Source organism: Methylobacter psychrophilus (assembly GCF_025583945.1).
Classification (GTDB): Bacteria; Pseudomonadota; Gammaproteobacteria; order Methylococcales; family Methylomonadaceae; genus Methylobacter_C; species Methylobacter_C psychrophilus.
Window position 1 is genome coordinate 1 of sequence record NZ_JAOEGU010000048.1, and the last position, 11,581, is coordinate 11,581.

The window sequence follows — 11,581 nt, forward strand, 5'->3', positions numbered from 1 at the left end:
GAACTCCAGGCAATTTTTTTAAGCTTGCCAAAATACGAGTCCACTCTTCATCACTTAATTTTATCCGCTTCATTTCATTCAAAATGGCTTATTCTACCGGATTGGTGAAACGTCAACAGAACCTAGGGAAAAGTATAAATAATATTCTGAGATTCTTATATTTTTTTATTGTTGGTGTATAGCCAACAATTTTTGTTCGTTATGTTTCGGTTATTTGATTTACATATTGTCGATGCAAGGAATAATCAATCCATCGCGTCGATTATTGATAAGTGATAGTATCGCTGAAGGTTAGTAAAAAAAACGAACGTCAGGCTTCTAATAATGTAGTTTTTTCAATATGACAGTGCTTTTTTATTGACCATTTTACTTTTTAGGGTAAGTTTTATAGAGGGCAATAGCCAAGTAAATAATGGGTGATTTAGATTAATTAATGATTTTGACCGGCTATTTTAATCAATCAATATTTATACTGGTGTAAAAATTACTGTTAATTTTTGTATCTGTTAGTGTTTTTACAAAGGCTTATGCGCTTTGATGAAATGATTATTATTGAGACACTATTATTTTGGTTTTGCCCGGCATCCGTCTACTAAGACAGTAAAGTCAAGGCAATACAGGAAAATAGCATGAGAAAGAGAGTATAGTTAATTGACAGTAGAAATAAATACTTAATAAAGTCGGGTTATAATGTTTTAACCAGTATTACTTTCAGAATTATTGGTTCTGTTTGGTACTACAGTAAACTTATTACTTCGTAATGGTCCTATCGTACATTTAAACTATATAAAATTATGACTCCAAAATTCACACCTTTAAAAGATCACGATGCCCCTATTAAGGTATTGTTTACCGGATATCTGTGTACCGTAGGTATAGGGTATCTTTTTGCATTAATTCAGATATTGTTTACCCATGGTATGGCTGATGGTAAATTTGGCTTGTCTGTAAATGATATTGTTTATAGCTATTATGGTAACCGTTCTGGTACCGTGTTGGAAACTCAGTTGAATGGTGCCATGAAAGCCAATGCGCCGGATGATGAGCGTTTCAAAATTATGGAGTGGGTCAGAGCCGGGGCAGATGCCGATGATTATAAAATTGACGGTATTGAAAAAATAATCGAGACCCGTTGTGTTATGTGTCATAACAAAGAAGCTTCCGGCGTACCAGACTTTACCGAATTTGAGGGATTGAAAGCTTATACGACTCAAGATACCGGTGCTACCTTCGCATCGCTAACACGAGTTTCTCATGTTCATATGTTCGGCATCAGTTTTATTTTCATGTTTGTTGGCCTGATTTTTAGTTTTGCGGAAACTACCACAACACAATATAAGTGTATTGCCATCGGTATGCCTTATATATTCCTTGTTGCTGACATCATGTCATGGTGGTTAACTAAAATTCATCCCATGTTTGCCTGGTTGGTTATTTTTGCCGGTATGGGTATGGGTATTTCGTTTATGTTTATGTGGGTCACCTCTATTTTGGAAATGTGGCTGTTTAAGCCAGTGTTTATTAACGGCTTTGGGTCGCGTTATTTACAATGGCGTGATAGCCCTGAAGCATCAATTGCCGATCGGATATGGACCGCTCTTAAGACGGTTGCAAGTAAGATTAAACCGACAATTGGCTTTGTAAAAGAACAATGGTTAACGAATGGCTGGCCTGTAATCAAAAATTTATTTAAAAAATAACGATTGCTCGAGTTACCACTTCATACCAATCAATTTAAATTATAAAACCACGAAGACACGAAAAAACATCCAAGGTAATAGCATCGTGTTCTTGGTGGTTTAATAATTAATCTACACAACTCCTCTTCAACAACACACATGACAGAGTTGCTTTCAGCACATTCTATAACATCAGCGTTAAATCAAGATAACAACCCTGCACATATTTATATCGGCTATAGCGGTGGGGTAGACTCTCATGTGTTATTGCATTTGTGTGCATCTATAACAACTATTAAAGACAGGATCATTGCCGTTTATGTACATCATGGCTTGCAGGCGGAAGCAGAATCCTGGGCAAGACATTGTAAAAAAACGGCAGAAAGTCTGGGTGTTGGCTTTAAGGTATTACGTGTTAATGCTCTTTCAATTCAGGGCGAAAGTCCTGAAGAAGCTGCCAGAAATGCCCGTTACACGGCTTTAAAGTCATTAATTGATGCAGATGATGTACTGATGGTTGCGCAACACCGGGATGATCAGCTGGAAACGGTCTTGTTGCAATTGTTTCGTGGTAGTGGTTTGCGTGGATTATCGGCAATGCCTGAAAGCGCTGCTTTTGGTCGGGGTCTTATGCTTAGACCTTTGCTCAATGTTGCAAAGTCGGCTATAGATGATTATGCGCAAAAACATGCATTAAGCTGGGTTAATGATCCCAGTAATCTCAGTAACGATTACGATCGCAATTTTTTGCGTAATGCAGTGTTACCTTTGTTAAAAGAGCGTTGGCCTGCTTGCGATAAAACAGTTGCACGATCGGCCAGACATTGTGCTGATGCTCAGGTTGTGGTCTCTGAGCATGCTGAAACGTTATTTCGTGGAGTTTTTAATGAAGTCGACAAGACACTTTGTATCCGTCAGTTAACGTCTTGCAAAACTACGCAGCAAGCACTTGTTATCAGGCAATGGTTTAAAAAGCTAAGCTTAAAAATGCCGGCGCAAGCGTTTATTGAACGCTTACAGGCTGATGTTATTTCGGCAAGAGAAGATCGTGAGCCTGAGCTATCAGGACAAGGTTATTGCGTGCGTCGTTATCGGGACAAGTTGTATTGTCTTAAAATCGTTACCCCGGAAATAGTCCGTGAAAATATCTGGTCAGCAGAACAAACCTCATTTAGGGTATCTGTAAATCAAACCTTGTTTTGGCAGTTATCCTCAGTGGGTATAGATCGAGAACAGTGGCAGAAAGCAACCATTATTGTCAGGGCTCGCAGTGGCGGGGAAAAAATATCTTTGCCAGGGCGTCAAGGCCGTCATACCTTGAAAAAATTGTTTCAGGAAGCGGGTATTCCACCCTGGGAAAGGGACGCAATACCTCTGGTTTATCTTGATGATAAGCTGGCTGCTGTTGGTGATTTGTGGATAAGCGCAGATTTTTATAGTGAACAAGCGCAGGACTGTATTAGTTTGTTCTTACAAAAAGATGGTTGAAAGTAGTGTGTGTAATGCCAAGCTTGAGCTGATGGTTGCAAAATGCAGTTTCAATTCAACTTGATACTAATTTGCCGATTTAGATCAGTCCATTGATGCCAGCTTTTCGCTAATAGAGGCCATTCGTTGTCATGATTGGATCTGGCATATTTTGATGTTGCCTGAATAAAGACAATGACTATCCGTGCATTGTCGATTAAAATAGACGGGATTTATTTAAACTGTTATCAGTTATCTTCTGAATTCCATACCTTCTCAATGACAAAATACATTTTCATTACCGGCGGTGTTGTTTCATCGCTAGGCAAGGGCATTGCTGCATCGTCGCTTGCCGCCATTCTTGAGGCTCGCGGTCTCAAGGTTACTATGACCAAGCTGGATCCTTATATCAATCTTGATCCGGGCACTATGAGCCCCTTTCAACATGGTGAAGTATTTGTTACTGAAGATGGTGCAGAAACTGATCTGGATTTAGGCCATTATGAACGGTTTCTTAAAACCACCATGGCCAAAAAGAATAATTTCACTGCTGGTCAGGTTTATGACAGTGTTTTACGTAGAGAGCGTAAAGGTGAATATTTAGGCGCTACCGTTCAGGTTATTCCGCACATTACCGACGAAATAAAGCGCCGGGTTTATCTTAGTGCCGAAGGCACAGACGTTGCCTTAATCGAAGTCGGTGGCACTGTCGGTGATATTGAATCCTTGCCATTTATGGAAGCCATCCGGCAAATGCGTTTTGAACTGGGTTCTGAAAGATCGCTGTTTATTCATTTAACACTGGTGCCTTATATTCGTTCTGCGGGCGAAATTAAAACCAAGCCTACCCAGCATTCAGTTAAAGAGCTTCGCACTATAGGTATCCAGCCTGATATTTTGATTTGTCGTTCAGAGCTGCCGGTTCCGCTAGCCGAGCGTCGCAAAATTGCCTTATTTACCAATGTGGAAGAAAAAGCGGTTATTTCTGCGATTGATGCAGACACGATTTATCGAATTCCGTTGTTATTACACGAGCAAGGTTTGGATGATATTGTCGTTAACAAGTTGCGAATAGATGCGCCACCTGCAGATTTAACACAATGGAAAACAGTCGTTGAGGCGCTGACCCATCCTGCCAATGACGTGACTATTGCCATTGTCGGTAAGTATGTCGATCATTCTGATGCTTATAAATCACTGAATGAAGCGTTAATTCATGCTGGTATTAGTACACGGACCAAAGTTAATATTAAGTATATTGATTCAGAAATAATTGAGGATGAAGGTGTTGCCCGGCTGAAAGATGTTGATGCTATTCTGGTGCCTGGCGGATTTGGTGAGCGTGGCGTGGAAGGTAAAATTGCCACTGTGCGTTATGCCCGTGAAAATAAAATTCCTTATCTGGGTATTTGTTTAGGTATGCAGGTAGCGGTCATTGAGATTGCCCGAAATGTGGCAGGTTTGGAAGGCGCACATAGTACAGAATTTTTGCCTAAATCACCGCATCCAGTTATTGGTTTGATTACCGAATGGGCTGATGAAACCGGCCAAATCGAAACGCGTGACCAAAATTCTGATTTGGGTGGTTCCATGCGTTTGGGTGGTCAGAAATGCCGATTACAAACTGATTCATTGGCTTTTCAACTTTATCAGAAAGATGTTATTACCGAAAGACATCGCCATCGTTATGAGTTTAATAATTCGTATATTGAAAAGCTGGAAAAAGCCGGCGTACGCTTTTCCGGCAAGTCCATTGATGGACGATTGGTTGAAGTTATCGAATTACCGGATCATCCCTGGTTTTTAGCCTGCCAGTTTCATCCGGAATTTACGTCAACACCCAGAAAAGGTCATCCCTTGTTTTCTGGTTTTGTCATAGCAGCCGCTCAATATAAAAAGGTAAAATCCCAATGAAATTATGTGGTTTTGAAGTTGGATTAGATCAACCATTTTTTCTGATTGCAGGTCCTTGTGTGATTGAAAGTGAGCAATTGGCACTGGATACCGCCGGTTATCTTAAAGAATTAACAACGGCACTAAATATACCGTTTATTTACAAATCATCGTTTGATAAAGCCAATCGCTCATCACACGAAAGTTTCAGAGGTTTGGGCATAGAGACGGGACTGAAAATACTGGAAAAAGTTAAGCAACAAATCGGGGTTCCGGTTTTAACTGATGTTCATGAAGATACGCCGCTGGCTGAAGTGGCTAGCGTGGTAGATGTCATGCAAACACCTGCTTTCCTGTGTCGACAAACCAACTTTATTCAGCAAGTGGCTTCGCAAGGCATCCCTGTAAATATCAAAAAAGGCCAGTTTCTTGCGCCATGGGATATGGTTAATGTGGCCAATAAAGCCAAAGCGACAGGAAACGAGCATATTATGGTTTGTGAGCGCGGAGTTTCTTTTGGTTATAACAATCTGGTTTCCGATATGCGCTCTTTAGCGGTAATGAGAGACACCCAGTGCCCGGTAGTTTTTGATGCCACTCATTCTGTACAATTACCTGGAGGACAAGGCACCAGTTCAGGTGGGCAGCGTGAATTTGTACCCGTGTTGGCCAGAGCTGCGATTGCTGTCGGCGTTGCCGGATTATTTATGGAAACTCATCCTAATCCTGCTGAAGCTAAAAGTGATGGCCCAAATGCCTGGCCGCTGTACAGAATGCAAGAATTATTAGAAGTTTTATTAACTATCGATCAGGCCGTAAAAGCTAAAAGTCTGATAGAAACAACACTATAGGAAAAATGATGGCCGCAATAGTAGAGATTCGTGCAAGAGAAATTTTAGATTCACGCGGTAATCCAACTTTGGAAGCTGATGTAGTTTTGGCTTCCGGCGTAGTTGGTAGTGCAATGGTACCTTCCGGTGCATCAACAGGCGAACGTGAAGCAATCGAATTGCGTGATGGCGATAAATCCCGTTACCTCGGTAAAGGCGTTCTAAACGCTGTTAATAACGTCAGAACCGAGATTCGCGATGCCGTTATCGGTTTGGACGTCAATGACCAGGAAGGTCTGGATAAGGTAATGATCGCTCTGGATGGCACCGATACTAAAGCCCGTTTAGGTGCCAATGCCCTGTTGGCTGTTTCTATGGCAGCGGCTCATGCTGCATCAAAAGAAGCCGGACAACCTTTATATCGCCACTTGAACAAATCCGGTGAATTTATTTTACCGGTACCGATGATGAACATTATCAACGGCGGTTCACATGCTGATAACAGCGTAGATTTACAAGAGTTTATGATCTTGCCTGTTGGTGCACCGTCTTTTCGTGAAGCCATTCGTTATGGTGCAGAAGTATTTCATAACCTCAGTAAAGTTTTAAAAGCCAAAGGCTTGGCGACTACTGTCGGTGATGAAGGTGGCTTTGCTCCTAATCTTTCTTCAAACGAAGAAGCTATCAGTGTAATCCTGCAAGCTATTGAGTTGGCTGGTTATAAGCCGGGTGTGGATATTTACTTGGGTCTGGATGCTGCCGCATCTGAATATTATTCAGATGGAATTTATGATTTGGCGTCTGAAAGTAAAACTTACAGTTCAGCACAAATGGCTGATTTCTTTGTTGATTGGGTTGATCGTTACCCTATTATCAGTATTGAAGACGGTTTTGACGAAAATGATTGGGACGGCTGGAAATTGATCACTGAAAAATTGGGTGGACGCATTCAATTAGTCGGTGATGATTTGTTTGTGACCAATCCCAAGATTTTACAAAAAGGTATTGACAGAAATATCGCTAATTCCATTTTGATTAAAGTTAATCAAATCGGTACCTTGACTGAAACTTTCGCGGCTATTGATATGGCTCATAAAGCGTCTTATACAGCAGTTATGTCACATCGTTCAGGCGAAACTGAAGACGTTACTATTGCAGATTTAGCGGTAGCAACGGGTACCGGTCAAATTAAAACCGGTTCGTTAAGTCGTTCTGACCGCGTTGCAAAATACAATCGTTTGATGAAAATTGAAGAAGAATTAGGCAGTTTGGCAAGATACGCAGGACGTAGCGCGTTTAAAATGCTTTAAAAAATTTAAGTCTTAAAATGACCGGCATAAGGCAAGAAAAACATGTTATACCTTTTAGCCTTATGCCTTTTAATTTTGAAATTATGAAAATTCTTCTGTCAATTATTATTCTGCTTATTGCCTTGCTTCAATACCGGTTATGGTATGGCGATGGCGGTATTGAAGAGATAGCAACACTTCAACAGCGACTCGATGACCTTAATGAAGAGGTAGAAGAAAAAAGGGAGCGTAATGAAGCGCTTTATGCTGAAGTAGTAGACTTAAGACAAGGACAGGAAGCCTTGGAAGAAAGAGCACGGGATGAGTTAGGAATGATGAGAGAGGGCGAGACTTTTTTTCAGGTTCTTGAGTGAAGTTAAATCCAGCTTAAAGGCGTAAGGCTAACAGTGAAAAAAGCACTTTTAGCCTTACGCCTTTTTGTTTTTTTAGTACCTGAGAAAATTATCAATACTGTCAAGCTAAGGTAATAATCATTAAAAAACCTTATATAGATTTCCAGAAATTAAATTTCCAATTCACCTCTCAGTAAGATCATATAGATACATTTCTTTGAAGGCATGGTAGTTATTAACATCGAAATTATATATCCGAGAATCTATACGTGTCTGTTTTTCCGCCTGGACAATTACTACTGCGTTGCCCTTAATTCTTGCAGTCGTTGTAAATGAACAAAAAATCCTGCATCACTTGGGTATATTAATTCTTGGATACACTTTACATTAATTTATAAATCATGGAGTCGGCTATTTGCCTGGACTGTGAAGGAGAAAAACTTTGTTCAACAGTAAAAATATTTTATGGCTTTTAAAAATGGTGGCAATCATACCGATTGTTGTTTTTATGCTGACGAAAACAGCTGGAGCCGCTGGCTGGCCTAATTTAGAATCTCTGGATCTGGTTCAGGCAACCTGTTCAACCGGATCAGCACAGAACCCCGAGCTTATTCGCCTGCGTGATGATATTTCAGCAGCAGGCAGTGTTGATGAAGCACGTATCTTGGCGCTTGCCCCTACCAGCGATGCTATAGATGCACTAAGTAATGCCCGAATTGTTATGCCTTTTAGCGAGGATTTACGTTTGGCTGAAACCCGTCTTAGTGATGGACGTTCGCGCATTGAAGCAGCGGATACCCCAGATGAGGTCGCTGATGAGTTCTCGGGTATGATGCTTGCCGGGCTTGATAATGATAGGGCGGCTAACTTAAACATAGGTAAAGTTGGGTGTAACTACTCAACAGGCGAAGTCATCGCCATTGTGGTTGGCTTGATTTTGGGTATCCTCCCCGGACTTATCTTGCTCATAGTGCTCTGCTAACGATTTTTTAGCAGGAACAACAGTGTATATAAAAATATAGTTATTATTTACTATATTTTTCAGATAAATAATTTCCATGTAGTATTCGTATTACGACTGTTTTTATAGGACTAATAAATACGTTTTTGAATATGTATTCGCTTTCTACAGAAGATAAATTTGATAAAACTTACGATGAGGTGGTCGAGATAACGTTATCTTGATAATATCAACACGAAGTAGAAAAAAACGATTTAAATTAACCTCATCATTCCTGAATTCCGTTAGTAAAGTCTCTTATTTTATAAAACCATTTTCACCCATGACTGATTCAATAAAATTTTGGGCTGTTGTTCCGGCAGCCGGTGTTGGCAAGCGTATGAATGCAGATCGCCCCAAACAATATCTGGAGCTTGCCGGTAAAACAGTCATTGAGCATACCTTGCTGCGCTTGTTAAATGCCAAGGTTTTTACTGCTGTTGCCGTCGCCATTTCTGAAGAAGATCCTTTTTGGCCCGAGCTTGACGTCTCGGCTCATGAACAAATCATTACTGCTGCGGGCGGGAAAGAACGTGCGGATTCCGTGCTTTCTGCATTAAAATCAATACGTCCGTTAGCCTCGGATAATGATTGGGTGTTGGTACATGATGCAGCACGGCCTTGTATAACGGCAATGGATATACACCATCTAATTGCTACGCTGGCAAATGATGAGGTCGGCGGAATTCTTGCCTTATCGTCACATGACACCTTAAAAAATGTTCAAGGTAGCAGCATATTGGGTACCTTGGATAGAAGTCATATCTGGCGGGCTTTAACGCCGCAGATGTTTCGTTATGGCCTGTTAAAAAGCGCACTGGAAGCCGCAGAAGGCAATCCTGCCATTACTGACGAAGCCAGCGCCCTGGAATTACAAGGTTTGCAACCAAAAATAGTGGAAGGTCGTCCTGATAATATAAAAATTACCCGACCCGAAGACTTGGCATTAGCGCAATTTTATATGGAGCATCAAAATGATTAGAGTAGGCATGGGGTACGATGTACACCGTTTTAAAGACGGTGGTGATGTGATATTAGGCGGCGTCAAAATAGATTATGAACAAGGTTTGGAAGCACATTCCGATGGTGATGTGGTACTGCATGCGCTCTGTGATGCTTTGTTAGGTGCGGCAGCTTTGGGTGATATAGGCAAACACTTTCCTGATACCGATCCTGAATTTAAAGGCGCGGACAGCCGGGTCTTGTTGCGGCATGTTTACGGCATCGTGCAGGATAAAGGCTATCAACTGGTTAATGCCGATATGACTATCATTGCCCAAGCCCCTAAAATGGCACCACATATTGTTGCCATGTGCCAAAATATTGCCGATGATTTAAACGTGGATGTTGATTGCATTAATGTAAAAGCTACCACTACAGAAAAATTAGGCTTTGAAGGCCGCAAAGAAGGCATTGCCGTACAAGCCATTGTCTTGATTGAAAAATAATATAGGTAAAAGGTAAAAGGTAAAAGGTAAAAGGTAAAAAGGAATTTTTGTTTTACCGCTCGTGCTCGTAAGTAGGAATGTGAAAATTTTAAAAAATATGACTGTAAACACGCAAACTATTGAAATCCCGGTATGGCCTTACGTTTATGGTCAACCTTCTGGTTCCGGTAAAATCCGTAGTATCCCCGAAGACTTTATTGTTAAAGAAAATTTGGCTTTTGAACCATCCGGTATCGGAGAACATGCCTTTTTGCAAATAGAAAAGACCGGAGAAAATACCGATTATGTCGCCAGGCAACTAGCAAGATTTGCAAATGTCAGGCAACGTGATGTCAGTTACGCCGGGCTAAAAGATCGACATGCGGTTACCACACAATGGTTTAGTGTCTGGTTGCCCGGTAAAGCTGATCCGGACTGGTCGCAGTTTGAAACTGACAGTATGAAAGTATTACAGGCGGTACGTCATGCCCGCAAATTAAAACGGGGCGTATTGTCAGGCAACAGTTTTACGCTGATAGTTCGGGATTGGCAAGGTGATAAAGATAAAACCATTCAGCAGTTGGATGCCATAAAAGCCAACGGCATGGCTAATTATTACGGGTCTCAACGCTTTGGTAATGAAGGTCAAAATGTTAATAAAGCGTTGGCAATGTTTGCCGGTACCAAAGTCGGGCGAGAGCAACGTAGTTTGTATTTATCTGCCGCACGCTCATATTTGTTCAACCAGATTTTAGCGGGTCGGGTTAGCGGTAAAAACTGGGATCAACCGGTTGCGGGTGATACTTACCAATTTGACCTGTCGCATAGCTGTTTTAAATCGGAGTTTCCTGATGCTGAAATTATTCGGCGATTGGAGATAAAAGATATGCATCCGACGGGGGCGTTATGGGGAAAAGGTGATCATGGTGTGTCAGGTGATGCATTAAGCCTTGAGCAAGCTATTATCGACGCAACTCCTGAATTGGCAAAGGGTTTGATTGCTTTTGGCGTTGATAAAGACCGGCGTGCATTACGGGTTAATGTGCAGGAGTTACAGTGGCAGTTTGTTACTGACAGTATAGTAGAACTTTGTTTTACTTTGCCGGCGGGCAGTTATGCAACATCAGTATTACGTGAGATTATCGAGTTGTAATAAGTTTGACAGTTAATCCTCTTTGAAAAAAAGGGAGCGGAGGTTTTTGCATAAATTCTTATCAACCGCCTCTGGATGCTGGTCCGGATTTGCAACGTCGATGGAAATATTTGGTGATTTCAGCAGGTTTTAAAGCCAGAGTAACTGGGGTGGAAGCATTATCAGGCTTGAGTGTATTAATTGATTGCCCGCTTTGTTCGTAAAGTAAAGTACCTCCGCCTATCGCTTCCTCGATGATAGCTGCAAAGCCAAAGTCTGCATGTTGAATGAGATGAATTAATGTATTGATGTCATATCTTTTTGTCTGAATAATTTCTGATTCATCAAGAATACAAATTAGCTGTTGTAAATCAATTAATTGGTTTATCACTTTAATTCAATCCGTTAGCTATGGTAAAAAATTAAACTGAAGATATCAAAGATAAGTTTTATATTTCCCCTGCCTTTGATGGAAACTCTGCTGGGTAACTTAAATAGTGGCATTCCAACT

General features: G+C 41.0%; 11 protein-coding genes. 10 read left to right on the forward strand and 1 reads right to left on the reverse strand.

Features of this window, described 5'->3' with window-relative positions:
- Positions 1-794 precede the first annotated feature (794 nt).
- The 10 genes from N7974_RS16405 to truD all read left to right on the forward strand — a co-directional run bounded on the left by N7974_RS16405 (position 795) and on the right by truD (position 11,091).
- Complete coding sequence (locus N7974_RS16405) at positions 795-1,700, forward strand: hypothetical protein (RefSeq protein ID WP_262966662.1); 906 nt, start codon at positions 795-797, stop codon at positions 1,698-1,700.
- Between the two features lie 138 nt (positions 1,701-1,838).
- Positions 1,839-3,167 (forward strand): tRNA lysidine(34) synthetase TilS, encoded by a 1,329-nt coding sequence (tilS, locus tag N7974_RS16410; RefSeq protein ID WP_262966663.1) that lies wholly within the window; start codon positions 1,839-1,841, stop codon positions 3,165-3,167.
- Between the two features lie 258 nt (positions 3,168-3,425).
- Positions 3,426-5,060, forward strand: a complete 1,635-nt coding sequence (locus N7974_RS16415) for a CTP synthase (protein WP_262966687.1) — start codon at positions 3,426-3,428, stop codon at positions 5,058-5,060.
- Entirely contained in the window at positions 5,057-5,890 is an 834-nt protein-coding gene (gene kdsA / locus N7974_RS16420; protein ID WP_262966664.1) for a 3-deoxy-8-phosphooctulonate synthase, read from the forward strand. The genes N7974_RS16415 and kdsA overlap by 4 nt, the downstream gene beginning before the upstream one ends.
- An 8-nt stretch (positions 5,891-5,898) precedes the next feature.
- On the forward strand, positions 5,899-7,179 hold the full coding sequence (gene eno / locus N7974_RS16425) for a phosphopyruvate hydratase (protein WP_243221748.1): 1,281 nt from the start codon (positions 5,899-5,901) through the stop codon (positions 7,177-7,179).
- An 83-nt stretch (positions 7,180-7,262) separates the two neighbouring features.
- Positions 7,263-7,532: a cell division protein FtsB gene (ftsB, locus tag N7974_RS16430; protein WP_262966665.1), complete on the forward strand. Its 270-nt coding sequence runs from the start codon at positions 7,263-7,265 to the stop codon at positions 7,530-7,532.
- A 457-nt stretch (positions 7,533-7,989) separates the two neighbouring features.
- Positions 7,990-8,493: a hypothetical protein gene (locus tag N7974_RS16435; RefSeq protein ID WP_262966666.1), complete on the forward strand. Its 504-nt coding sequence runs from the start codon at positions 7,990-7,992 to the stop codon at positions 8,491-8,493.
- Positions 8,494-8,794: 301 nt separating this feature from the next.
- Entirely contained in the window at positions 8,795-9,493 is a 699-nt protein-coding gene (gene ispD, locus N7974_RS16440) for a 2-C-methyl-D-erythritol 4-phosphate cytidylyltransferase (RefSeq protein ID WP_262966667.1), read from the forward strand.
- Positions 9,486-9,959 (forward strand): 2-C-methyl-D-erythritol 2,4-cyclodiphosphate synthase, encoded by a 474-nt coding sequence (ispF, locus tag N7974_RS16445; protein WP_262966668.1) that lies wholly within the window; start codon positions 9,486-9,488, stop codon positions 9,957-9,959. Before ispD ends, ispF begins: the two co-directional genes overlap by 8 nt.
- Before the next feature lie 97 nt (positions 9,960-10,056).
- The gene (gene truD / locus N7974_RS16450; protein WP_262966688.1) at positions 10,057-11,091 is read left to right on the forward strand and encodes a tRNA pseudouridine(13) synthase TruD; all 1,035 of its coding nucleotides are present in this window, start codon (positions 10,057-10,059) and stop codon (positions 11,089-11,091) included.
- A 61-nt stretch (positions 11,092-11,152) separates the two neighbouring features.
- Here the strand turns inward: truD and N7974_RS16455 are convergent, their stop codons facing one another.
- Positions 11,153-11,461 (reverse strand): hypothetical protein, encoded by a 309-nt coding sequence (locus N7974_RS16455; RefSeq protein ID WP_262966669.1) that lies wholly within the window; start codon positions 11,459-11,461, stop codon positions 11,153-11,155.
- Positions 11,462-11,581: the final 120 nt, after the last annotated feature.